This is a genomic window from Aliidiomarina sp. B3213 (genome assembly GCF_003290085.1).
Taxonomy (GTDB): domain Bacteria; phylum Pseudomonadota; class Gammaproteobacteria; order Enterobacterales; family Alteromonadaceae; genus Aliidiomarina.
The window spans coordinates 383,205-406,338 of sequence record NZ_QMKJ01000002.1; the positions used below are offsets into that span (position 1 = coordinate 383,205).

A 23,134-nucleotide genomic window follows, 5' to 3' on the forward strand; every position below is an offset into this window, starting at 1 on the left:
CACTTAAAATTCGTGATTCAGGACACTGTGTCCTGAGATCGTCTGAGCGCTCTCTCGTGACGCCCCTGTTCTCTATTCAGTTGTAAAAGAATATTTTCAATGTAGGCAAGATGCGCATGGCACGCCTCTCGCGCTTGTTCAGGTTGCCTGTCCGTAATAGCCTTAACCATAGCATTCCTATGAACATGCAACTGCTCTCGAACATCACTACGGTTTTGTAGCTGTTCTAGATTCTTAAAAATATTGTCTCGTAGTACCGACTGCATGCCTCGCACTAAATGTAACAACACCAAGTTGTGCGAAGCTTCCGCCACAGTGGTATAAAACTTAACTAACGCATCAGCTTGCGCTTCTACCGACAATTCCGACTGGGTAGCCGTAGCTAAACTCTCTTTAATTCGCTCAAGATCGTCGTCGGTACCGCGAAGCGCTGCGAAATAAGCAGACACACTCTCCAGCGCATGACGAAATTCTAGTAAGTCGAATTGTGATTCCGGATGACGAGAGAGTAAGTCGAATAAAGGGTCAGAAACCTGCTGATTTAGAGCACCGGTAACATAGGTGCCTCCGCCTTGGCGACGGCTAACTAAACCACGCACTTCTAACTTTTGGATAGCTTCGCGTAATGAAGGTCGGGAAACTTCGAATTGCCGCGCTAGTTCTCGTTCAGCAGGCAAGCGCGTGCCGGCGGGCCATGTCCCGTCAACAATAAGAGCTTCCATCTGGCCAACAATGACGTCTGAAAGCTTGGTGTGCTTGATTTTTCCAACAGCAACCATGGTTTGCGCATACCCTCTGGTTATTTGGTCTTACCAATTTTCCAGAAAATTATAACGCTATTGCTATAATCTTTCTAGTACCGCCTATTGGAATCTTGAGTTTTCAGCCAATGGTCATACCACCCAACCAAACAGTGTGGCGAGTGCAATAGCAGCCAAAAGCAAAATAGTACTTCTTCTAGCTAATGCCAACATTGCCTCTGGCTCGGCGTTTACCGCAACATCACCGCTGGGTATTTCCTCTGCGGAACGGGCAATGGTGAGCAATGTTTCTTGTGAAGCTTCTACTTTAGTTAAATGTTCCAGCCAAACCGGTAGCGCTTTCGAGAAATTACCTACTAACAAAAATGCGAAACTAGCTACACGACTAGGAATCCAGTCAATCCAGTCCATGAATGCACCTACGCGGTCTGCGTTGGCTCGGAAGAACGCATAAGCTAAAGCACCTGGCGCTCCTAACAGCACAAACCAAAGAGCTACCGCAAAGTAAAAACGGAAGTTAAGCCATAAAATATGGTCACCTATAGAGGCTCCCGGACCGGCCCCATCACCTAAAAATTTTTCCGCTTGTTCCTTTTGGCTTGCTAAATCTTCTCTTTGCACTGCCAAAAACCATTCACGCATTGCATCTCTTTTGTTTCTGCAGCCAATAACCAAAGTAAGTACTAACACATTAACAAGCAGCAGAAGTAAACTCTGGTCGCTCATCAGTAGTAAAATAGCTAATATAAACGCAGGAATAAGAAGCAGAAAGGGACCAAATGTTGTATTTTGCCGCGCACTACCAAAGGTTCGATGCCCTGTTAGCCAAGCATCAAAACTGCGGGCTTTCTCGTCCAGCTCCCAACCTGCAGGCGTGACACGAAGCCTCTCTAAAGCCAAAGCTAAAAATAAAGAAAATACGATCATTCAGTTGTCCTTTTTACGCATTGACGAACTTCGTCAATAAAGCGTGACCAATTAAAAGCTTCGCCTGGGTCTGTTTTCCGACCTGGAGCAATGTGTTCGTGCCCCACTATACGATCTAACGTAATGTCTGGATAGTCGAGCATAATGGCAGCCGCGAGTTCAGCTAATTTCTCATACTGCAAATCAGTGTAGGGTGTGGTGTCCGTTCCCTCAAGTTCAATACCAATACTAAAGTCGTTACAACGCTCTCGCCCCTTGAACGCTGAGCGACCTGCGTGCCACGCTCGACGGTCAAATGGAACGTATTGAATCACTTCCCCGTTTCTTCTTACTAAACAGTGCGCCGAGACCCGCAATCCTTCAAGCTCACCAAAGCTACTATCGGCTTTACAATCTAGGCATCCCATAAATAGATCATCAATATAAGGACCACCAAACTGCCCCGCAGGCAAACTTATGCCGTGAATAACCAGCAAACTTATATCATTACTATCTGGCCTTTCGTCTGCGTGTGGTGACGCTCGAAAGACACCCTCTTTTACAACGTGTTGTTGAATCTTCAAGATCTTTCCCTAATCACTATGGGTATAATTTATTTTAACTTGAGTTGATTATAACGACACCTTTGCGAGAAGATCGAGTTATCAGACATTGAGCATACAAAAGATGAACGGTACAAACGACAATACTGCACAAATCGGAAAATTCTTTAACTGGTTCGCATGGATTGCTGCGTTGGGCCTATTGTATTGGTTTTTTAATGACGCACTCGAAGCTCAGTTCAATCCGAATCAACAGGTAGAAACCTATCAACAAGGTTCAGACGCTGTTGTGGTGTTGCAACAGAACCGTGCAGGGCATTACGTTGCCAATGGATATATCAACAATGAACCGGTCACCTTTTTACTCGACACGGGTGCAACACAAGTAGCTATACCAGGACGGCTCGCGCGGCGGCTTAATCTGCAACAAGGCACGCCGATTCGAGTACAAACCGCCAACGGTATTGCCACAGCCTATCAAACCGAAGTGAACACGCTGCAATTAGGAGAAATTCAACTTACAGGCGTGGCCGCAAGTGTAGTACCCGACTACGACAGTGAGCATATACTGCTAGGCATGAGCGCCCTTCGCGCGTTAGAATTCAATCAGCGCGACGGGCAACTCACGATTCGTCAGCGCAAAAACACTTCTTACCCCTAGAATTAAGACCGAGACAATTACATGACTAATGCAGTTCAACCCGTTATTACGCCCGAATTAGAAGACTCTGTGCAGCAGGAAGTTACCCGCGCATTACAAGAGGATTTAGGGTTGCCTGCCGACACTGTTTCTATTTCTGGTGAGCACGACATTACTGCCATGTTAATCCCCAGTGAGCAGCAAGCACTGGCTCGGGTTATTACGCGCGAACCTGGCGTATTTTGCGGCAAGCTTTGGGTGAATGAAACATTCCGCCAGCTCGACAACACGGTGAGCATCACTTGGCATGTTGATGACGGTGACAACGTCCATGAAGACCAAACTCTTTTCACATTAGAAGGCTCTGCACGAAGCTTACTTACGGGCGAGCGCACCGCACTCAATTTTGTGCAAACCTACAGTGGTACTGCAAGCGCCGTAGCAAGTGCTATGACGCATTTAAAAGGCAGTCAGACACAGTTATTAGACACTCGTAAAACGCTACCAGGTATGCGGTTAGGGCAAAAATATGCGGTACAATGTGGTGGTGGCACCAACCATAGAATCGGCTTGTACGACGCGTACCTGATTAAAGAAAACCACATCGCAGCCTGCGGGGGAATTGATGCAGCAGTATCACAAGCTCGTATCAACCAGCCGAGTAAATGGGTAGAAGTGGAAGTAGAAAGTTTGGAGGAATTAACACAGGCGTTAACAGCAGGTGCCGACGTTATTATGCTCGACAACTTTTCCGACCAAGACATTCTCTCCGCTGTTGAGCAAGCCCATGGAAAAGCTAAATTAGAAGTCTCAGGCAATGTCACCGCCGATCAACTGGCTCACTATGCAGCTATGGGCGTCGACTACATAAGCTCAGGGGCGCTCACCAAACACGTACAAGCACTAGACTTATCCATGAGGTTTATTGAAACCTAAGCCGAAAAGCATGTGAGCTATTGCTGAAATAGCTCACTTAAGTTCGCTACCTTTTACCTTAAACACTATACCTTCTTTGTTCGCAAACAAGGAGGTGAGTGTGAATCAAGCAAGTATCAAACAAAGGGCGTTTAGTTTAATCGAGCTCATGGTGGTTGTGGCCATTTTAGGCATCCTGAGCTCAGTCGCTATTCCAGCGTTCACCGACTACACCCAACGTTCTCGCGCCACAACAGCCTTACTCGGCTTACAGCCGTGGCAAACTGGAATTACGCTGTGTTGGCAGCAGTATGGGACGCTTAATAGTTGCAATGAGTTAGGTACACAAGGCATACCGGCGTCACCATCAATTTTTCCAGAAGGTATTACAGCAATAGCTTCCGGCTCCAATACTGGCTCTATTGCTGCCACTTTAGCGGCAACCGACACAACCGGAGAGCCGATTCAAGTAGAGTTAGTACCCCAAACAACCGACACTCAAATTTCATGGCAAGTCTTTTGTTCTGACTTCACCCTTCAACCTCGCATCTCTCGTTGTATTGGCTCATTAGAGGGTTAACCTATGGAAACCGCTAACCTACCTAAAGCCCTTCACGAACTCATTGTGAATGCCTGCCAAACGCAAGCCTCCGACGTGCATTTTGAGCCGTCGAAAGAACACCTCATAGTTCGTTCTCGGATTTTAGGCCGCTTGTCTATTGTGGAAAAACTACCTAAATCACAGGGTATTCAGTGCATTGCAGCGTTAAAAAATGCGGCCAATATGGACGTGACTCAGCGCCAAACACCACAAGACGGTAGGTTTCAATTGGCAGTTGAACACCAAAATATAGATTGCCGTTTAAATGTTATGCCCACCATTTGGGGTGAAAAAGCAGTGGTACGTCTGCTGAACACGCAGGGTACATTGATATCCCTTGACCATTTGGGAATGCTACCCGAGCAACTCAAAATAGTTCAGCAACAGCTCGTTCATTCGCACGGGCTGATTTTAACTACAGGTCCTACAGGTAGCGGTAAGACCGCAACGCTGTATGCCATGTTAGAATCGCTCAATAATGCCAGCCTTAACATCAGTAGCGTTGAAGACCCTGTCGAAGTTCCGATAGACGGTGTAAACCAAACAGAGGTGAACTCCAGCTTCCATCGCTCTTTTGCGCAATGCCTAAGAGCGTTACTCAGACAAGACCCCGACATACTTATGGTAGGAGAAATTAGAGACGCAGAAACAGCGGAAGTAACCCTACAAGCGGCTCAAACAGGGCATTTAGTCCTCGCCACACTGCATGCGAGTAATGGACTTGCTGCCATTGTCAGGCTATTGCAGCTGCAATGTTCAGCAGTGCAAATTGCTAGTTCGTTACGATTGTTGATGAACCAACGCCTTGTGACTATTGGCAAACAACGAAAGGGTGTGTTCGACATAAACCCCATGACCGAGCAGCTTAGTCATGCCCTACTCGCGCACTCAAACAGCAGCAACTGCTGGAATCAAATCAAAAATGCATTAGGAAACGGTCAAGAAACTGTATGCGAACATTGAAATGGTTGAAGTGGCGAACCGCAGATCATTCGGGCGTACGCTTGGCAGAAAGTAAGTCATTACTCATTATCGAACTCTGGCAACAAGAGCACCACGTAAAGTCTGTTCGAACTTTACCCGACTTAAAGAAGACTAAATCTGTGTATTTGCGTGCCTGTTGGCGTTGGTTCCACGGTTGGCATCAATTAGTCGCATCTGGGTTTGACCACCATGCAGCATTACATAGTTTATTGATGCATGGAACGACACAGCAAGAGTGTCAGCTTTCGCATTCCTGCATACAGCAGGTCGAGCAAGGTCGTCCTCTATCCCAAGGATTACTTCGCAGTTTCCTCGCCAAAGACACCCATGTCATACGACAAATACAGTTCGCCGAACAAAGCGGTTCATTAGAGGCCGTGCTTAAAGATATTGCCGACGACTTCGAACATCAACTTTACAGCTACCAACAGCTAAAGAAGTCGATGGCCTACCCTGTGATGGTTTTAATTTTAGGCGTTATGCTTATTCTGGGACTCAAGTTCTTTATTTTCCCAAGGTTCGCCAATCTATACGCACAAACAGGGGCCGAACTACCTGGACTTACTCGGGTTATATTAAACCCCAGTGATTTTTATACGCTGCAAGACCTTGCCGTCATAACTTTAATTGCATCAAGTCTCTATTTATTGCTCAATGGCGCGCTTCGTTTATGGAAAAACAGCTTCTATTTGAAATCTAAGATTTGGCAGCTCTCTAACGCATTGAGTCCCATGTTTTTAAAAGCTACAGCAATCGAGCTAGGGCTCATGCTCAAAGGGCTTGAGCAAAATATGCCCATACAAGATATTTGCAGAACACTTTCCACTCACTCTAAATGCACACTTCGTACCTACCTGTGGCTCACAGCCCTCCAGTTTGTCCATCGCGGTCAACCCATAGAGCGTATATTTCAGTTATTACGTCTACCCGAACGATTTACCGCGATGATAACCATAGGTACGCAAAGCGGCCGTCTCACTCAACAACTTCGACTTGTGGTGCATCAGCTTGAAAGCACCCAACAACAGCGGCAGCAGCATCTTTTACAAGTTATTCCGCACATCATGCTTAGTATTATGAGTCTTATTACGGCTGGCTTAATGGCGGCTTTGTATCTTCCGCTATTTCAGTTAGGGCAAACAGTGGGGTAACATTGTCTTTTCACCAAGGAGAAAGTGCGTGTTAGAACTATTACAACAAGAACCCATGCTAGCCCAGGTATTCGCTTTTTTATTTGGCCTAATGGTGGGCAGCTTTCTCAATGTGGTTATTGCGCGCCTACCCGTAATGTTAAAACGGCAGTGGCAAATAGACTGCGCCGAATCGACAAAACAAGCACCTCCGCAATTTGACAAGTTTAATCTAGCAGTACCCGGCTCACGCTGCCCTCATTGTGAAACGTCACTGCGTTGGTATGAGAATATCCCCGTATTGAGTTATGCGCTCCAGCGTGGAAAGTGCCGACATTGCAGCGCAAAAATTTCTATTCGCTATCCAATCGTAGAGCTGGCTGCTGCATGTTTGACTTGGGCCTCGGTTTACCAGTTTGGGTTTACATTATTGGCACTTAGCTATGTCGCATTTCTACTCATTCTACTTACGCTAAGCTGTATCGACCTCGATGAAATGCTGTTACCCGACCAAATAACATTACCGTTTATTTGGCTCGGCTTAATTCTCAGCATCTCCGTTCTCCCTATCTCTCCCATCGACTCTATTATCGGTGCCACAGCAGGCTACTTGGTTTTATGGTCTGTATTTTGGCTATTCAAGCTAGCAACCGGTAAAGAAGGTATGGGCTACGGAGACTTTAAACTGCTAGCCGCTCTTGGCGCGTGGCTTGGCTGGAAGTTTTTACCTTTTATTGTGTTGGCGTCATCAGTCATTGGAGCCCTCGTTGGCATAGCTTTTCTGTTGTTAAAGAAGTCTAAGGCGGGACAAGCAATGCCATTTGGTCCATTTATTGCCGCTGCAGGTGTAGTTGCTCTATTTTGGGGTGCAGAAATCTATACTTGGTATTGGGAATTAAATACATGACTTCACCCAACCTTCCTTCAACGCAATTTATTGTTGGCTTAACCGGTGGTATCGGAAGTGGTAAATCGTCTGTAAGTGCCCTGTTTGAAGAAAAAGGCATCAAGGTTGTCGACGCTGACATTATCGCACGAGAAGTAGTTACCGTGGGTTCCCCATTACTTACTGAAATTGCTAAACACTTTGGCGACAAAGTAATCAACGAAGATGGGAGTATCAACCGTGCTCAACTCAGGGAAATCGTTTTCTCTAACCCAGACGAAAAAACCAAGCTAAACCAACTGATGCATCCGGTTATACGCAAACATATCGTAGATGCACTAAGTTCCGCACAATCTGCGTACGTTATTCTGAGTGCCCCTCTATTGTTTGAAAATAATCTAGATGCCATCACACATCGAGATCTTGTCGTCGATGTGCCGGAGCATATTCAAATCGAAAGAACCTCCGCAAGAGACAAAGTAAACCAAACACAAGTTGAATCGATTATTAAAGCACAAATAAGTCGTAATGAACGATTGGAAAAAGCCGACGATATTATCGATAATAGCGGCCCTCAGTCATTTTTGAACAAACAAGTCGATGAGCTCCACGCAAAGTACTTAGAGCTTGCTCGCGCCATTAAATAAATTTAGAGGAACCATGCCGAATACAACTACAGTTCAATGCCCCACTTGCGATACCAAAGTAAAGTGGACATCTGAAGCGAAGTACCGTCCATTTTGCAGCGAACGCTGCAAACTCATTGATTTGGGTGAATGGGCAAGTGAGGAAAAAAGAATTCCAGGGGAAGAGCTTCCTCCCTCAGCCAACGAATCCGACTCTTCGGTTGATGGCTTCTAAAATAGGCGCATTCGCCGCAGGAAATTCATAATCTGACAACGTATGAAGAGGCACCCACTTCCAAGGTTGCCCTTCATTCGCGTGAGGTTCTCCACTAAAGTCCTCACTCCACCAAACATCTAGTAGCACTGTCTTGTCACCATAGTCATGACTTATTTCAATAAGGGGCTCAGCGCTTCGCACCTCTACAGCTAACTCTTCTAGCAATTCTCGAGTTAAGGCTTGTTGTACCGTTTCACCCACTTCCACTTTTCCGCCTGGAAATTCCCATAAATTTCCTTGGTGCTGGTTTGCTGCACGAAAGCTAAGCAAAACTTCTTGTTCGTTATTTACAATAACAGCAACGGCAACATGAACTCGTTTCACAATATTGTCCTCGGATTATAAAAAAGCGGTGTCACTGTAACAGTCACACCGCTGTATTTATTACGCAATAACTTAATTGGTTAGGTTAGCTTTCCGTGGCACTGCTTGTACTTTTTACCTGAACCGCAAGGGCAAGGATCATTACGCCCTACCTTCGCGCCTTCACGCACAACAGTTTGCGCACCTTCACTAGCTGCTGAATCTCCGCCTGAAGTCGGGGCAGACTCATGCTTGTACTCCTTTGGCGCTTCCTCAGACTTACGACGCTGCGCTTCAACCGCTTCTACGTCTTCTTCAGCACGAACCTTAACCTTACTCAAGATCCCGATAACATCGACCTTCAAGCCTTCGAGCATATCCATGAACAGGTTGTACGCTTCACGTTTATATTCCTGTTTCGGGTTCTTCTGAGCATAACCACGCAAATGGATGCCTTGGCGCAGGTGGTCCATTGCAGCCAAGTGTTCTTTCCAGTGGGTATCAAGGCTTTGTAGCATTACGGCTTTTTCAAAGTTACGAATAACCTTCTCACCTACCTGTTGCTCTTTCTCTTGGTAGGCAGTTGCCGCTTCCTCAATGATACGTTCGCGTAAACGCTCTTCAAATAACTTATCGTCGTCATCAAGCCATTGCTGTATCGGTAAATCTAGATCAAAGTCCGCACGCAAACGGTCTTCTAAGCCTTTCACATTCCACATTTCTTCTAACGACTCTGGCGGAATGTACTCAGAAATAACCACGTTATATACATCGTCGCGAATCACTTCGATGGTTTCTTTAATATCGCCTTCGTTTAATAACTCATTGCGCTGTTCGTAAACCACTTTACGTTGGTCATTGGCAACATCGTCATACTCAAGCAGCTGTTTACGAATATCAAAATTACGCGCTTCCACTTTGCGTTGAGCATTCTCAATAGCTTTTGAAACCCATGGGTGTTCAATAGCTTCGCCAGGTTTCATACCTAAGCGCTTCATCATCGCACCCATTTTGTCCGACGCAAAAATACGCATTAAGCTGTCGTCGAGTGACAAATAGAAACGAGAAGAACCAGGGTCACCTTGACGGCCCGAACGTCCGCGCAACTGGTTATCGATACGGCGAGATTCGTGGCGCTCGGTACCCACAATGTGCAAGCCACCCGCTTCAATAACTGCGTCATGGCGTTTCTGCCAATCTTCTTTAACTTGAGCAACTTTAGCTTCGTCTGCATTCTCTAAAGCGTCGAGCTCTGTTTGTAAGTTACCGCCGAGTACAATGTCAGTACCACGACCCGCCATGTTCGTGGCAATGGTTACAGCGCCAGCTTGACCGGCTTGAGCGATAATTTCCGCTTCTTGCTCGTGATACTTCGCGTTCAGTACTTTGTGTTTGATTTTATCTTTTTTCAGTAACTTAGAAACTAATTCCGAGCTTTCTACTGATGACGTACCCACCAATACCGGGCGCCCTGCGTCACGTTGTTCTTTCACATCTTTAATAATGGCGTCGTATTTTTCTGCAGCAGTTAGGTAGATCAAATCGCCGCGATCGTCACGAATCATAGGTTTGTTGGTTGGAACAACCACTGTTTCCAACCCGTAGATATCCTGGAATTCGAACGCTTCGGTGTCTGCTGTACCAGTCATCCCCGCTAGCTTAGTGTACAAACGGAAATAGTTCTGGAATGTAATCGACGCCAATGTTTGGTTTTCGTTTTGAATCGATACACCTTCTTTTGCTTCAATAGCTTGGTGTAAACCTTCAGACCAACGACGACCTTCCATAGTACGACCAGTATGTTCGTCAACAATAACGATCTGGCTGTCTTTAACTATGTAATCAACATCGCGCTTAAATAAATGATGCGCACGTAATGCAGCGTTTACATGGTGCAACAATGAGATATTGGCAGCAGAATATAATGAATCTTCTGGCTTTAATAACTCGGCTTCACGAAGGATATCTTCGATTCGCTCTTGGCCTTGCTCCGTTAAATGTAACTGGCGTGCTTTCTCGTCAATCGTGAAGTCTGCGCGGTCTTCTTCAGCAACTTCAGTGTCTTTAGTTTCCTCAACCATTTGGCGTTTTAACACGCCCACTAACTGGTTGATTTGCTTGTAAAGCGCAGAAGAGTCTTCTGCAGGGCCAGAAATAATCAATGGTGTACGAGCTTCGTCGATAAGAATCGAGTCAACTTCATCGACAATGGCGTAATAAAGTTCGCGTTGCACACGCTCTTTCGGTGAAAATGCCATGTTGTCGCGCAGGTAGTCAAAACCGAACTCGTTATTCGTTCCGTATAGAATGTCTGCTTGATAGGCTTCTTGCTTCTCTTGTGGGCGCATGCCTGCGACGTTACAAGCAACGGTCATTCCCAAAAACGAAAATAGAGGACGGTTCCAGTCAGCATCACGACGCGCCAAGTAATCGTTCACGGTAACAACATGCACGCAGCCACCGGTAAGGGCGTTCAAATACGCAGGTAATGTAGCGGTTAGGGTTTTACCTTCACCAGTACGCATTTCGGCAATGCGGTTGTCGTTAAGAATCATACCGCCAATAAGCTGCACGTCGAAATGGCGCATACCAAACACACGCTTACTCGCTTCGCGTACAGTTGCAAACGCCTCAACTAAAATACTGTCTAAAGATTCGCCATTCGCTAGGCGCTCTTTAAACTCAGCTGTTTTAGCTTTGATTTCATCGTCAGACAGCTTTTCGTAAGAAGCTTCTAGCGCATTTATTTTGTCAACTTGCTTGCCAAGTTTGCTTATTATCCGGTCGTTACGACTTCCAAAAATGCTCTTTACTAAACTACCAATCATCTGCTTCGAGGTTCCTGCAATTTGCTTTGGGCTAGCTTACGTTCGCTTCACCACACAAAAAGATAATTAAATTTAAAAAACAAAACGGCACCTGTCAGGTGCCGTTGCGAAACTACCCTACGCCTTACTCAGTTGGCGCGCGGCGTGTCACATATTCAGCGGGGTTCAAATGGCGTCCATTCTGCAATACTTCATAATGAACGTGAGGACCGGTTGCTCGACCTGTCTGACCCACTTTACCAATTTCTTGACCGCGTGTGACCACATCTCCAACGGCTACATCATAGTCACCCAAATGTGCGTAACGAGTTCTTAACCCAGCACCATGGTCAACTTCAACTAAATAGCCATAACCTGTACGTCTTCCTGCATAAGTCACAATACCTGCGCCCGTAGCATACACGGGTGAGCCATTGGCTGCAGCGTAATCTATTCCGCGGTGCATCGTCGGGTTACCATTAAATGGGTCACGACGAATACCGTACTGCGAACTCAACCAGCCAGCGCCAATTGGACGACCTGCAATGAAGCGTGCTTCTTCTATATGGTGATTAACCATCACAGACTCAAGTAGGTGAAGCTGATTTTGTCGATCATCAAGCTGAGCAATCATCTGATCAAGGTCATCAAGAATATTATGGTCAGTAACGACGGGCCATTCATTCAGAGAAGCTTCAGGGCCACCCAAAGGCATAGGTGTGTCGAATAGGAACTCTCCATCATCGAAGTTTGCCACTTCAGCAAGACGCTGACCGAAAGCCTCTAAACGCATAAGTTGACCTTGCAACTCACCCATTTTAATCGACATAGCAGTAAGTTCGCGCTGAGCGTGCTCTCGCACTTGCTTGACCGCTTCAGACTCAGCGGCAATACGGAGTTGTTCTGCACGAATACTTTCTTGCGCGACAAGAGGGTCTATACCTTGTTCTTTCCAAGGTTGAGTAATAGATAAAGTTAGGAATGCAGAAATGCCTAATATGGTGAGGAGTCGCCGACGCGACAGGCTAATTTTAAATCTAACCTTTCGACCCTTATAAAGGATTGCTAAACTCATGCAATAATTCACTCACTTCAGTAGATAGATGCTCAAACGTCCACCGAAAACAGCACAACAATTATTGTCCACTGGACCCCTTGCTGAACTGAGTAAACGTACTCATCAGGCTGAGCATCTTAACGCACTCTGGCAGCAAGCCGTTTCACCTGCACTTGCCGCAGCCTCTCGTTGTATCGCCCATCGCGACGACACACTATTTATTCACGTTGCTTCACCCGCTTGGGTTACTCGAATCCGGATTACCGAATCCGAGATTATTCAACGATTTAATCAGATACCTGAGATAAAAGTCAACGCCTTAAATGTTCAAGTAGACCCGAGTATGTCTTACGCTGTAACCGGATCTAAATAACGAATTGGCGCTTCGCTTTCTTTATCTTCAAAGGTTATAAATTCCCAAGCTTCTTGGTTCTGGATTAATTCCACCAAAAGCTTGTTATTTAAAGCGTGACCCGACTTGTGGGCACGCAAGTGTCCTAGAATACTGTGGCCTTGCATATAAAGGTCTCCCACCGCATCTAGTACTTTATGTTTTACGAACTCGTCGTCATAGCGCAAACCTTCCGTATTCAATACACGGAACTCGTCTAACACTACAGCGTTGTCCATGCTGCCACCTAACGCTAGGTTGTTAGCACGAAGTACTTCAATATCTTTCATAAACCCGAAGGTTCTGGCGCGGCTGATGTCGCGAATAAAGTTCTGTGAACTTAAGTCCATAGAAACCATTTGGTTAGTATCAGCGATCGCGGGGTGGTCGAAGTCGATCGAGAAGTCGATTTTGAACCCGTCATGGGGTAACAACTCGGCCCATTTATCACCTTCTTCCACACGTACGGGTTTCTTCACGCGAATAAAGCGCTTAGCCGGCCCTTGCTCTTCCACGCCTGCAGACTGCAATAAGAAAATGAACGGATGAGAACTACCGTCCATAATAGGAATCTCATGTGAATCAACTTCAATATACAAGTTGTCGATTCCCATTGCTGCAACTGCCGCAAGCAAGTGCTCTACCGTAGAAACACGTACGTTTTCTTCATTGATCAAACAAGTACACATGCGCGTGTCGCGCACCAGTTCAGGCTCAACTTTAATCTCGACTACAGGCTCGAGATCGACGCGACGGAAAACAATGCCTGCATTTGGCGCAGCAGGACGCAACGTCAGATTGACCTTATTTCCTTTATGGAGGCCAACACCTGTCGTTGAAATTGCTTCTCTAATTGTCCGTTGTTTGATCATACACCTACCCTCACTGTATCGCTGAGACCTCAAACGCTTTCTCGCGTTGCCTCACCGTGTGACTCACGCCCCCTTCAACCCTTGAAAAACTGGAGTTAAAGGGCGCAAACTATAACAAAAGTCACATTACTGGTCAAGCCAGTCTATTTTTTAATCAGCCTGTCTGCGCAGAAACGCTGGGATGTCCAGGAAGTTTTGCTCTTTTCTCGGCTGACTTTGAGTTCCGGTTTGTACCATCGGCTCTTCAACTTCGCTTTCAGGCTCTAATTTTGGTGCTGCAGAACTAGAACCAGAATAAGGTTGAGAAACGCTACCGCTTGAACGCATACCGGTTGCTTCGGTCTTGCGTGGTTCTACAAGAGCGATGTCAGGCTTACGCTCTGCACCAAGACCCGTAGCAACAACTGTGACTCTCATTTCATCAGACATTTCTACGTCGATAACCGCACCAATGATCACTGTTGCGTTGTCTGAAGCGAAAGCACGAACTGTCTCACCCACAGTATCAAACTCGTCCATGCTCATATCCATACCGGCAGTCACGTTGACCAAAACACCGCGCGCACCAGAAAGGTCGATATCTTCAAGAAGCGGACTGTTAATTGCCATTTCAGCAGCTTCTTGAGCACGGTCTTCACCGCTCGCAATACCGGTACCCATCATGGCTGTACCCATTTCACGCATTACGGTTTGTACGTCTGCAAAGTCGACGTTAATTAAACCAGGGCGCGTAATAAGTTCTGCAATACCTTGCACTGCACCTAGCAATACATTGTTCGCAGCGCCGAAAGCGTCTAGCAACGAAGTTCCACGACCTAATACTTTAAGAAGCTTTTCATTAGGAATCGTGATCAACGAGTCCACGTGCTGTGCAAGCTCAGCAATACCTGCGTCGGCAGACTCCATACGTTTTTTGCCTTCAAATGGAAAAGGCTTAGTCACTACCGCAACCGTAAGTACGCCCATCTCTTTGGCAATTTCAGCAACGATTGGTGCAGCACCTGTGCCAGTACCACCACCCATGCCTGCAGCGATGAAAACCATGTCAGCACCGTCTAGGTAACGCTGAATTTCTTCACGGTTTTCTTCAGCAGCTAAACGACCAATTTCTGGGTTTGCGCCAGCACCCAAGCCTTTAGTAATTTCGCCACCTAACTGCACGGCAACATCAGCACCATTGCGACGAAGCGCTTGTGCGTCAGTATTAGCTGCAATGAATTGAACGCCCTCAATAGATTGCGTCACCATGTGCTGAACGGCGTTACCGCCACCACCACCAACGCCGATGACTTTTATCACCGCGTCTGACTCAAACTGCTCTATCACTTCGAACATGTTCATAGTTATTACCTCTCCACTTTCCTGTAGTTTTTTGTGTTACCCCAAAATTTAAAATTCACCGCGGAACCAACTTTTCACGCGAACCCACCAGTGTGCTTGCTGCTGGCGATTGCGCTCCCTCTCCTGTTCCGCTAACTCCATTTGACCAAATCTCAACAACCCAACAGATGTAGCGTGAATTGCATCGTCGACATAGTCTGAAAGTCCTTTCACCCCTAACGGTGAGCCAATACGCACGGGCATTTGAAATACCTCTTCTGCAAACTCAACCGCACCTTCCATCTTTGCTGTGCCGCCGGTAAGCACTACACCCGCAGCAATTTGTTCGTCTAAGCCACTTTTTTCTATTTCGTCTCTAACCAGCTCAAATAATTCCATATAGCGAGGTTCCACAACCTCTGCCAATGTATGTCTACTCATGGCACGGGCAGGTCTTCCGCCTACTGATGGCACCTCAATGGTGTCTTCCATGCTAACCAACTGGCGTAACGCACACGCATATTGAACTTTGATGTCTTCTGCGTGGCCAAGTGGTGTTCTAAAAATCTTCGCAATATCGTTGGTCACTTGGTTTCCTGCAACAGGAATAACCGCTGTATGACGCAACACTCCACCAGAGAAAATAGAAATGTCGATAGTACCGCCGCCCATATCAACAAGCGCTACACCCAATTCTTTCTCATCATCGGTAAGCACCGCATGGCTCGAAGCCAATGCCGAGAAAATTAAGCTTTCCACTTGTAAGCCACAGCGCTCTACAGCTTTCACAATGTTCTTTGCCATGTCATTGGCACAAGTGATGATGTGTACGCGCGACTCCATACGAACACCCGACATACCCACAGGGCTCTTAATGCTCTCTTGCGAGTCAATCACAAACTCTTGCGGCAATACGTGTAAAATTCTTCTCTCTTGGGCAATTGGCACAGACTTCGCTGCGTGAATGACACTTTCAACGTCGTCTAAAGTTACTTCCACGTCGTTGATGGGAACCATGCCATTTTCGTTTTGACAGCCAATGTGGCGACCAGAAATATTCAAATAAACATTGGTCGCACGGCAGTCAGCCATTAACTCAGCTTCATTCACGGCGCGTTGAATCGACTGCACCACTAGGTTTAAGTCGTTCACGCCACCTTTATCCATACCGCGGCTTGGGGTCATGCCCACACCAATTACGCTCAATTCACCGTCAGGCATAATTTCACCAATTAACGCAGTCACCTTACTGGTGCCTACATCAAGGCTAACGATCATGTTTGATTCTTCATTTTTCACTATCACGTTTATTCACCTGTACTGGTTTCTTGCCAACCGACTGCTGCGCCAGTGTCGTAACGCAAATCGATATAATCTATTTGTTCTTCTTTTTCTTCTCGAATCACCGGCAATAAATCCATAAACCTCTGAATCCTTTCAATTTGTGACTCTCTTCCTAACCTCAATTCAATGCCATTTTGTAACACCAAATTTGCGGAAAATCGGTCGCTCAAACGGAAAACCTGTATTGAGAAACCACCTTGCTCGAGCAAAGTTTGAAACCTCTGAAAATAATCTAAGGTTTCTTCCACATTGTCCGCTGGTCCGTAGAGTTCAGGAACTCTGCCCTTAACATCCGCGACCGGAGCGTTAAATACTTCACCTTGCACATTAAGCACAGCCTCGTTATTCCATAGCGCTTGTGCTTGCTGCTCAACCAAAAACACGTGTAGCGTTCCCGGCCATTCTCTTCTTATCGATGCCGAATAAATCCACGGCAATCCTTCTACTCTTTGTCTCAAAACGTCTGCGTCAGCTGTAAAAAATCCACCTAATCGCTCGCTTCGTAATGCGCCTACCACATCATCCGTTGTTGTGAATACGCGCTCTCCTTTAATAACCACTTCCGTAAACGGTGTTTGCTCCACGTCCGTTACAACTTTGAACAAAACCGCAATGCCGGTAATTAAACCTGCCAAAATGCAGATAAATACGACAACACCTGCCCAAAACTCATAACCTGTGCGCGCCACCGGCTCGCTCATGCCTTACTCCGAAGGCTGCGTAGTTGCCAATACGCGCATCACTAATTGCGAAAAACTCAATCCTAATTGTTTGGCAGCCATGGGAACCAAGCTTTTCTCGGTCATACCAGGCACCATATTTACTTCCAATAATTGCAAGTTACCGGTTGCGTCATACATCATGTCAACGCGACCCCAGCCTTCCCCACCCACGGCTTGAAAGGCTTTTAAAGCTAGCTCACGCGCTGCAAACTCATCCTCATTCGAAAGGCCTGCAGGGCATATATATTCAGTAGTCTGCTCTTCGTACTTCGCTTGGTAATCATAAAAAACATGTGGCGTTTTCACTCGAATCACTGGTAGTGCCGAGTCACCTAATATGCCAATCGTCAACTCTGGCCCCGCCAGCCACTGTTCAATTAATAACTCTGAGTCAAATTGCTTTGCAGCATTAAGCGCTTTTTCTAATTCTTGTTCATTGGTGGCTCGCGCCATACCAATACTAGAGCCCTCATGCGCCGGCTTAACCATAACCTCGCCACCCAGCTGCTCCAGCACAGCACGCAAGTCTAACGAATCCAACATTGACGCGTTCACTGTAAGAGACTGTGCCGTAGGTAAGCCCATACCTTGCCAAAGCGCCTTAGTTTTCGACTTATCCATGGCTAAAGCACACGCAAGCACACCAGACCCGCTATATGGAATCTCTAAGTAATCCAACACCGCTTGTACTTCACCGTCTTCGCCGCCACGGCCATGAAGTGCAATAAACGCCGCATCCACATTTTCGTTAGCTAAGGTCAATAAAGAGCGCTCTTGAGGGTCAAACCACACAACGTCTATATTGTTTTCTTTTAATGCAGCTTCTATGGCTCGACCTGAGCGCAACGAAATCTCCCGCTCCGCCGAAGTTCCACCCGCTAACAATGCAACACGTTTCAAAGCACTCATGCTTTTCCTCCTGTTGCTTTCATTTGCTCTACGTTCAACTGTAATCGATGCAACTCTTTGGCAATACCACCCACGTTTCCTGCCCCTTGCGTGAGCACAATGTCACCCGGCTGAATAACTTCAGCCAACATTTTCGGAAGGTGTTCAGGGCCTTTCACATACACCGGTTCAAACTGCCCACGTTGGCGAATCGAACGACATAAAGCTCGACTTTCAGCGCCCGGTACAGGTTCTTCTCCCGCGCCATAAACTTCTAACAACAGTAACTCGTCCACGTTTACCAGCACGTCTACGAAGTCTTCGTATAAGTCTCGTGTTCTAGAGTAACGGTGCGGTTGAAAGCACATCACTAGACGACGCTCAGGCCAACCGCTTCTTACCGCCTGAATAGTGGCTGCTACTTCAGAAGGGTGGTGACCATAGTCGTCTATCAACATAACTTCACCATCACCACAGGGGTAATGACCAAACTGTTGGAAACGTCGACCAATGCCTTCAAATTTTTCAAGCGCACTTACAATTGCCTCGTCACTCAATCCTTCGTCCGACGCTACAGCTATCGCTGCTAGGGCATTCAATACGTTATGTTTACCCGGTAAATTCAGTTTTACAGCTAGTGGTGGGTGCTCTTTTCTTAACACAGTAAAGTGACTTTGGTTACCAAACTGCTCGTACTGCACAGCCTGAACATCTACCCCTTCATTAAACCCGTAGGTGGTAATTTGACGACCTACACGAGGTAGCAACTCAGTCACTATCGGGTCGTCAGCACACATCACTGCAAGCCCATAAAAAGGCAAGTTATGTAGAAACTCTACGTAGGTGTCCTGCATTTTCGCGAAGTCACCTTGATAGGTATCCATGTGATCGGGCTCTATATTGGTCACAATAGCGACCATCGGCTGCAAGTGCAGAAATGAAGCGTCGCTTTCGTCTGCTTCTGCAATCAAATACTTAGAAGACCCTAACCGCGCATTAGCACCAGCGCTGTTCAGCAAGCCGCCAATTACAAATGTAGGATCACTGCCTGCCTCGGCAAAAATACTCGCTACTAAGCTCGTTGTTGTGGTTTTACCGTGTGTCCCAGCAACCGCAACTCCATGCCTAAAGCGCATCAATTCGGCGAGCATTTCAGCTCTGCGCACCACTGGAATCAATAGTTCTTTCGCTGCTACAACTTCGGCGTTGTCAGCTTTCACCGCAGACGACACCACCACAACACTTGCGCTAGATATGTTTGACGCCGCATGACCCAACTTAATTTCCGCGCCTAGACTACGTAATCGCGTCGTATTGTTATTTTCAGCAATGTCACTACCTGAAACTTGGTAGCCTTGGTTCAACAACACTTCTGCGATACCCGCCATACCGGCGCCACCGATACCCACAAAGTGAATCACACGCACCCGACGCATCTCGGGTACGGTCACCACTTTAAACGGTTGTTTGCTCGCTAGCATCGTCACTTAGTGTTGCTCCACATTCATTTCAGTATTCATTTCCTCAGCACAAATAGCCGCTACCTTCGCCGCAGCGTCAGGTTGAGCTATTTGTCTGGCATGCTCTCCCATCTCTTTCACTTGTTCTGGGTGAGCCGATAGCTCTTGTAAAACTTGAGTTACATGCGCACAAGTAAACTCGTGTTGTTTAATCAATCTTGCCGCGCCTGCGCTCACTAGTTCACCTGCATTTTTAGTCTGGTGATCGTCCACGGCATAAGGATAAGGCACCAACAAGCTTGCACGGCCAACGCAGGCCAACTCGCTACACGTTAATGCTCCAGCACGGCAAACCACTAAATTTGCATTTAAGTAAGCCGCTTTCATATCTTCAATAAATTCAACAACTTCACTTTTAACGGTGTCATTATCAATGGCGCTATATGCCGTCAATACTTGCTCGCGCTTACCTTTCCCCGTTTGGTGTAGCACGCTAACCTTTCCGCCAGTCCATTGACTTAAAACTTCAGGCATTACTTCATTCAAATGTTGAGCACCTAAACTGCCGCCAACCACTAAAATTTTTAATTCTATTTCCGGCAGTGGCACGGCCTCTTGCATCAGATGAGCGATGTCTTGACGCACAGGGTTTCCTACCCATTCACTTCTTTTTAACTGTTCACTGGCGCCACGAAAGCCGAGTAACACTCGCGCAGATAATGGCGCCAGTAATTTGTTCGTCATACCCGCTGCAGCATTTTGCTCATGAATAATCAGCGGTATACCTTTACTTTTCGCAGCAACGCCCGCAGGACCAGCTGTATAACCACCAAAACCCAGCACTAAGTCAGGCTTTTTCAGCGCCAAAAAGCGACGCATTTTAATCACTCCTGCAAGCAAACGGAAGGGGGCAATTAACCACCCTAACGCACCTTTACCGCGAACGGCTTTTTGCTCTATTCCGGTAAAGTCGAACCCCGCCTTTGGCACCACCTGTGCTTCCATTCGATCTTCCGTGCCTAACCAGCTAATTGTGAAGCCAGCGTCTTTGAGCTCTTGCGCAACCGCAAGTGCTGGAAATACATGTCCGCCCGTTCCGCCTGCGGTAATCAGTACATGCTTCATGCCTGACCCTCCGCAGATTTCCACTTAAAACCATTTCGCACTTCATAGTCGATGCGAAGTAGCAGGGCTACACCAATACAGGTCACCATCAAACTACTTCCGCCATAACTTACCAACGGTAATGTTAAGCCTTTGGTTGGTATTAAACCTGCAGACGCACCTACGTTCACCGCTGCTTGGAAGAAAAACCAAATACCAATACCGTGTGCTAGATAACCTGCAAAAGGCTTTTTCTGACGTAACGCTTTTTGTCCCAACATCAGCGCCTTAAGAACTAGAACCAATACCAACGCAATAACTGCAACCACGCCAGTAAAACCAAGCTCTTCACCAATAACCGCCATAATAAAGTCGGTGTGAGCTTCAGGTAAGAACTGTAACTTCTGAACACTATTACCTAAGCCCTGACCAAACACATCGCCACGCCCAAACGCCATGAGCGACTGCGTTAACTGATAGCCACTGCCGAATGGGTCTTCCCACGGGTCAAGAAATGAAGTGACTCGGCGCATCCGGTATGGCTCGAAAATAATTAAGCCAATGAACAGCACCAACATGGTTAACGCCAACGCAATAAAGTGAGGAATTCTTGCGCCTGCAATAAACAACATGGCCATTGCTGTAACCGTTAATACAATAACCGAGCCCAAATCTGGCTGAAGAAGAATAAGGAAAGTAATAATCCCCATAACCAGCAGTGCTTTCATAAATCCGCGCCAGTTCTTTCTTACTTCATCATGTCTGCGGTTAAGGTAACTTGCCAAAAATACAAAGAAGAATAGTTTGGCAAACTCTGCAACCTGCAACGTTAGTGGACCTACCTTCAGCCAACGAGTCGCGCCATTTACGGTATGACCAATCACTAGTACAGCCATTAACATCACGATTGCGACCACACATAAAAATAAGTTATGACGATCCCAGATTGCCGTGGGCACAAGCAACGTTACGGTTGCCATAAAGCCACTCACCAGCAAGTAAAAGCTATGGCGAAATACAAAGTGGAAAGGGTTGCCTGTTAATCGCTCAGCCACTGGCATCGAAGATGACGCCACCATAATTAAACCGAAACTCAGCAGGAATATTGCGCACCACAGCAATAAGCGATCAAACGCTTGCTGGTCATTGCCACCATTCCAGAAGCTTTTCAGCCCCTGCAACATCGAGTCGTTGGCACTCATAGTTAGGTCTAGCTGCTGTTCATTAGCTGCCATAAGCAACCTCCACAGCCTTCTTAAATGCCATACCTCGGTGCTTGTAATCTTTAAACATATCAAGGCTTGCGCATGCAGGAGAAAGCAAGACCACAGCGCCTTTATTCAACTGTCCTTTAGCCGCTTCTACGGCTTCGTCCATAGTTTTTACCGTTATGGCACCTTCTTTCAGCACGGCTATTTTGTGACCGTCGCGCCCTAACGTAATAAGCACATCCACTTGTTCTAGTACTGGAGCTAATACACTTAAGTCTGCTCCTTTGGCATCACCACCAGCAATGAGTATCAGCTTCCCTTTTACATCGGGTCGCATACCGTTAATCGCAGCAATGGTTGCACCAGCATTCGTTGCCTTTGAGTCGTCAATCCAACGCACACCAAAGCGGTCAAAAACCACCTCACAACGATGAGGTAATGCTTTAAAATCCTTAATCAGTTTTACTGCGTCCGCTGGTTCTATACCCAATGGGCGACAAAGCCCACATGCAGCCATAATGTTGAGCCAGTTATGCACACCGGCAAGCGGAAGGTCGCGTGTGCGAATCAAACGAAGTCCGCGCCAGCTCAACCAAAACTCATTCTTCTCTTGTTGCAAACCAAAGCCGTCGGGTAATGCGCTGCTGCCAAACTTGGTATTTCTAGATTTAGCTGAGCTACCGCGTGGTTTTGTAAGTGCGTCGTCGCAATTCCATACTCTACTTTTTGCGTGGCGATATATACGTTGCTTAGCACGTTGATAGCCGCGCTCATCATCGTAACGATCTAAGTGGTCTGCCGTTATATTTAAAATACAGGCGGCTTCGAGGCGCAAACTTTCGGTAAGCTCCAGTTGGAAACTCGACAATTCCAACACAATAGCTTCGTACGCTGGCTTAGCAAGCAGTAGATCTAAAGCTGGAATACCAATATTGCCACCCATCGCTGCTCGCATACCCGACTTCTTAAGGATGTGGTAACAAAGCTCCGTGACCGTCGACTTACCATTCGAACCAGTCACTGCTATTACAGGCACTTTGACGAACCAGGCCATCATTTCGATATCAGAAATCAATCGAATACCTGCGTCTGCAGCCATGCGCAAGTTACCAAAACGCGTGTCTAAACCTGGGCTTACAACAATCAGGTCTGCAGCAAGTAAATGCTCTAACGCAAAGTCACCAAAATAGGCCTCAACCTGACTGAGCAGTTCAGGGGCTTCTTTCGCTCCCGGCGGTTCTGCTCGAGAGTCTAAAACTACCGGAACCACGCCTTTTGCAAGCAAGAAACGCGCACACGCAACACCAGTCATGCCGAAACCGGCAATCACGATATTGTCATACTGTTTCAAGTTTGCTTGCATCAA

Annotated in this window: 24 protein-coding genes; 9 read left to right on the forward strand and 15 right to left on the reverse strand. The window is 46.7% G+C overall.

Annotated elements, in window-relative coordinates:
• Positions 1–17: 17 nt before the first annotated feature.
• From pdhR to ampD, 3 genes are all read right to left on the reverse strand, one after another.
• On the reverse strand, positions 18–779 hold the full coding sequence (pdhR, locus tag DQX04_RS06960) for a pyruvate dehydrogenase complex transcriptional repressor PdhR (protein ID WP_111915178.1): 762 nt from the start codon (positions 777–779) through the stop codon (positions 18–20).
• Between the two features lie 114 nt (positions 780–893).
• Complete coding sequence (ampE, locus tag DQX04_RS06965; RefSeq protein WP_111915179.1) at positions 894–1,688, reverse strand: regulatory signaling modulator protein AmpE; 795 nt, start codon at positions 1,686–1,688, stop codon at positions 894–896.
• Entirely contained in the window at positions 1,685–2,251 is a 567-nt protein-coding gene (gene ampD, locus DQX04_RS06970) for a 1,6-anhydro-N-acetylmuramyl-L-alanine amidase AmpD (protein ID WP_111915180.1), read from the reverse strand. Before ampD ends, ampE begins: the two co-directional genes overlap by 4 nt.
• 103 nt (positions 2,252–2,354) lie before the next feature.
• Between ampD and DQX04_RS06975 the strand changes: the two genes are divergently transcribed.
• The 8 genes from DQX04_RS06975 (at position 2,355) to yacG (ending at position 8,247) form a co-directional block, all read left to right on the forward strand.
• On the forward strand, positions 2,355–2,891 hold the full coding sequence (locus DQX04_RS06975; RefSeq protein WP_111915181.1) for a TIGR02281 family clan AA aspartic protease: 537 nt from the start codon (positions 2,355–2,357) through the stop codon (positions 2,889–2,891).
• 21 nt (positions 2,892–2,912) lie between these two features.
• Complete coding sequence (gene nadC / locus DQX04_RS06980) at positions 2,913–3,806, forward strand: carboxylating nicotinate-nucleotide diphosphorylase (RefSeq protein WP_111915182.1); 894 nt, start codon at positions 2,913–2,915, stop codon at positions 3,804–3,806.
• A 100-nt stretch (positions 3,807–3,906) separates the two neighbouring features.
• Positions 3,907–4,365: a prepilin-type N-terminal cleavage/methylation domain-containing protein gene (locus DQX04_RS06985; RefSeq protein WP_165831959.1), complete on the forward strand. Its 459-nt coding sequence runs from the start codon at positions 3,907–3,909 to the stop codon at positions 4,363–4,365.
• Between the two features lie 3 nt (positions 4,366–4,368).
• On the forward strand, positions 4,369–5,349 hold the full coding sequence (locus DQX04_RS06990) for a GspE/PulE family protein (RefSeq protein WP_111915184.1): 981 nt from the start codon (positions 4,369–4,371) through the stop codon (positions 5,347–5,349).
• Positions 5,337–6,521 carry a type II secretion system F family protein gene (locus DQX04_RS06995; protein WP_111915185.1) on the forward strand — a complete coding sequence of 395 codons (1,185 nt, stop codon included), beginning with the start codon at positions 5,337–5,339 and terminating at the stop codon, positions 6,519–6,521. The genes DQX04_RS06990 and DQX04_RS06995 overlap by 13 nt, the downstream gene beginning before the upstream one ends.
• Before the next feature lie 55 nt (positions 6,522–6,576).
• Positions 6,577–7,407, forward strand: a complete 831-nt coding sequence (locus DQX04_RS07000) for an A24 family peptidase (RefSeq protein ID WP_111915666.1) — start codon at positions 6,577–6,579, stop codon at positions 7,405–7,407.
• Complete coding sequence (coaE, locus tag DQX04_RS07005) at positions 7,404–8,033, forward strand: dephospho-CoA kinase (RefSeq protein WP_111915186.1); 630 nt, start codon at positions 7,404–7,406, stop codon at positions 8,031–8,033. The genes DQX04_RS07000 and coaE overlap by 4 nt, the downstream gene beginning before the upstream one ends.
• A gap of 13 nt (positions 8,034–8,046) precedes the next feature.
• The gene (gene yacG, locus DQX04_RS07010; RefSeq protein WP_111915187.1) at positions 8,047–8,247 is read left to right on the forward strand and encodes a DNA gyrase inhibitor YacG; all 201 of its coding nucleotides are present in this window, start codon (positions 8,047–8,049) and stop codon (positions 8,245–8,247) included.
• Here the strand turns inward: yacG and mutT are convergent.
• From mutT to DQX04_RS07025, 3 genes are all read right to left on the reverse strand, one after another.
• Positions 8,209–8,616 (reverse strand): 8-oxo-dGTP diphosphatase MutT, encoded by a 408-nt coding sequence (mutT, locus tag DQX04_RS07015; RefSeq protein ID WP_207801100.1) that lies wholly within the window; start codon positions 8,614–8,616, stop codon positions 8,209–8,211. The genes yacG and mutT overlap by 39 nt on opposite strands.
• 77 nt (positions 8,617–8,693) lie before the next feature.
• A complete protein-coding gene (secA, locus tag DQX04_RS07020) occupies positions 8,694–11,420 on the reverse strand; it encodes a preprotein translocase subunit SecA (RefSeq protein ID WP_111915189.1) in 2,727 nt (908 codons plus the stop codon).
• A 124-nt stretch (positions 11,421–11,544) separates the two neighbouring features.
• Entirely contained in the window at positions 11,545–12,474 is a 930-nt protein-coding gene (locus tag DQX04_RS07025) for a M23 family metallopeptidase (protein ID WP_111915190.1), read from the reverse strand.
• Between the two features lie 28 nt (positions 12,475–12,502).
• Between DQX04_RS07025 and DQX04_RS07030 the strand changes: the two genes are divergently transcribed.
• Positions 12,503–12,829 carry a DUF721 domain-containing protein gene (locus tag DQX04_RS07030; RefSeq protein WP_111915191.1) on the forward strand — a complete coding sequence of 109 codons (327 nt, stop codon included), beginning with the start codon at positions 12,503–12,505 and terminating at the stop codon, positions 12,827–12,829.
• On the opposite strand, the gene lpxC is transcribed toward DQX04_RS07030, so the two are convergent.
• The 9 genes from lpxC to murD all read right to left on the reverse strand — a co-directional run bounded on the left by lpxC (position 12,805) and on the right by murD (position 23,131).
• The gene (lpxC, locus tag DQX04_RS07035) at positions 12,805–13,719 is read right to left on the reverse strand and encodes a UDP-3-O-acyl-N-acetylglucosamine deacetylase (RefSeq protein WP_111915192.1); all 915 of its coding nucleotides are present in this window, start codon (positions 13,717–13,719) and stop codon (positions 12,805–12,807) included. The two genes, DQX04_RS07030 and lpxC, sit on opposite strands and share 25 nt — an antisense overlap.
• A 150-nt stretch (positions 13,720–13,869) precedes the next feature.
• Positions 13,870–15,054 (reverse strand): cell division protein FtsZ, encoded by a 1,185-nt coding sequence (gene ftsZ / locus DQX04_RS07040; protein WP_111915667.1) that lies wholly within the window; start codon positions 15,052–15,054, stop codon positions 13,870–13,872.
• Positions 15,055–15,108: 54 nt separating this feature from the next.
• On the reverse strand, positions 15,109–16,317 hold the full coding sequence (ftsA, locus tag DQX04_RS07045) for a cell division protein FtsA (RefSeq protein ID WP_207916254.1): 1,209 nt from the start codon (positions 16,315–16,317) through the stop codon (positions 15,109–15,111).
• Positions 16,318–16,346: 29 nt separating this feature from the next.
• Positions 16,347–17,084 carry a cell division protein FtsQ/DivIB gene (locus tag DQX04_RS07050; RefSeq protein ID WP_111915193.1) on the reverse strand — a complete coding sequence of 246 codons (738 nt, stop codon included), beginning with the start codon at positions 17,082–17,084 and terminating at the stop codon, positions 16,347–16,349.
• Between the two features lie 3 nt (positions 17,085–17,087).
• Positions 17,088–18,014 (reverse strand): D-alanine--D-alanine ligase, encoded by a 927-nt coding sequence (locus DQX04_RS07055; RefSeq protein ID WP_111915194.1) that lies wholly within the window; start codon positions 18,012–18,014, stop codon positions 17,088–17,090.
• The gene (murC, locus tag DQX04_RS07060) at positions 18,011–19,474 is read right to left on the reverse strand and encodes a UDP-N-acetylmuramate--L-alanine ligase (protein ID WP_111915669.1); all 1,464 of its coding nucleotides are present in this window, start codon (positions 19,472–19,474) and stop codon (positions 18,011–18,013) included. Before murC ends, DQX04_RS07055 begins: the two co-directional genes overlap by 4 nt.
• Before the next feature lie 6 nt (positions 19,475–19,480).
• Entirely contained in the window at positions 19,481–20,578 is a 1,098-nt protein-coding gene (murG, locus tag DQX04_RS07065) for an undecaprenyldiphospho-muramoylpentapeptide beta-N-acetylglucosaminyltransferase (RefSeq protein WP_111915195.1), read from the reverse strand.
• The gene (gene ftsW, locus DQX04_RS07070) at positions 20,575–21,792 is read right to left on the reverse strand and encodes a putative lipid II flippase FtsW (protein WP_111915196.1); all 1,218 of its coding nucleotides are present in this window, start codon (positions 21,790–21,792) and stop codon (positions 20,575–20,577) included. The genes murG and ftsW overlap by 4 nt, the downstream gene beginning before the upstream one ends.
• Positions 21,782–23,131, reverse strand: coding sequence for a UDP-N-acetylmuramoyl-L-alanine--D-glutamate ligase (murD, locus tag DQX04_RS07075; protein WP_111915197.1), 1,350 nt, complete (start codon positions 23,129–23,131; stop codon positions 21,782–21,784). Before murD ends, ftsW begins: the two co-directional genes overlap by 11 nt.
• Positions 23,132–23,134: the final 3 nt, after the last annotated feature.

Excerpts from the sequence above, each read along its gene's own strand:
- yacG (WP_111915187.1), top strand. The coding sequence starts at position 8,047 with ATGCCGAATACAACTACAGTTCAATGCCCCACTTGCGATACCAAAGTA.
- murG (WP_111915195.1), bottom strand. The coding sequence starts at position 20,578 with ATGAAGCATGTACTGATTACCGCAGGCGGAACGGGCGGACATGTATTT.
- DQX04_RS07025 (WP_111915190.1), bottom strand. The coding sequence starts at position 12,474 with ATGAGTTTAGCAATCCTTTATAAGGGTCGAAAGGTTAGATTTAAAATT.
- pdhR (WP_111915178.1), bottom strand. The coding sequence starts at position 779 with ATGGTTGCTGTTGGAAAAATCAAGCACACCAAGCTTTCAGACGTCATT.
- DQX04_RS06990 (WP_111915184.1), top strand. The coding sequence starts at position 4,369 with ATGGAAACCGCTAACCTACCTAAAGCCCTTCACGAACTCATTGTGAAT.
- coaE (WP_111915186.1), top strand. The coding sequence starts at position 7,404 with ATGACTTCACCCAACCTTCCTTCAACGCAATTTATTGTTGGCTTAACC.
- ftsA (WP_207916254.1), bottom strand. The coding sequence starts at position 16,317 with ATGATCGTTAGCCTTGATGTAGGCACCAGTAAGGTGACTGCGTTAATT.
- secA (WP_111915189.1), bottom strand. The coding sequence starts at position 11,420 with ATGATTGGTAGTTTAGTAAAGAGCATTTTTGGAAGTCGTAACGACCGG.
- DQX04_RS07055 (WP_111915194.1), bottom strand. The coding sequence starts at position 18,014 with ATGAGTGCTTTGAAACGTGTTGCATTGTTAGCGGGTGGAACTTCGGCG.
- murD (WP_111915197.1), bottom strand. The coding sequence starts at position 23,131 with ATGCAAGCAAACTTGAAACAGTATGACAATATCGTGATTGCCGGTTTC.
- ftsW (WP_111915196.1), bottom strand. The coding sequence starts at position 21,792 with ATGGCAGCTAATGAACAGCAGCTAGACCTAACTATGAGTGCCAACGAC.
- ampE (WP_111915179.1), bottom strand. The coding sequence starts at position 1,688 with ATGATCGTATTTTCTTTATTTTTAGCTTTGGCTTTAGAGAGGCTTCGT.
- nadC (WP_111915182.1), top strand. The coding sequence starts at position 2,913 with ATGACTAATGCAGTTCAACCCGTTATTACGCCCGAATTAGAAGACTCT.
- DQX04_RS07030 (WP_111915191.1), top strand. The coding sequence starts at position 12,503 with ATGCTCAAACGTCCACCGAAAACAGCACAACAATTATTGTCCACTGGA.
- DQX04_RS07000 (WP_111915666.1), top strand. The coding sequence starts at position 6,577 with ATGCTAGCCCAGGTATTCGCTTTTTTATTTGGCCTAATGGTGGGCAGC.
- lpxC (WP_111915192.1), bottom strand. The coding sequence starts at position 13,719 with ATGATCAAACAACGGACAATTAGAGAAGCAATTTCAACGACAGGTGTT.
- murC (WP_111915669.1), bottom strand. The coding sequence starts at position 19,474 with ATGCTAGCGAGCAAACAACCGTTTAAAGTGGTGACCGTACCCGAGATG.
- ftsZ (WP_111915667.1), bottom strand. The coding sequence starts at position 15,054 with ATGTTCGAAGTGATAGAGCAGTTTGAGTCAGACGCGGTGATAAAAGTC.
- DQX04_RS06975 (WP_111915181.1), top strand. The coding sequence starts at position 2,355 with ATGAACGGTACAAACGACAATACTGCACAAATCGGAAAATTCTTTAAC.
- DQX04_RS07050 (WP_111915193.1), bottom strand. The coding sequence starts at position 17,084 with ATGAGCGAGCCGGTGGCGCGCACAGGTTATGAGTTTTGGGCAGGTGTT.
- DQX04_RS06995 (WP_111915185.1), top strand. The coding sequence starts at position 5,337 with ATGCGAACATTGAAATGGTTGAAGTGGCGAACCGCAGATCATTCGGGC.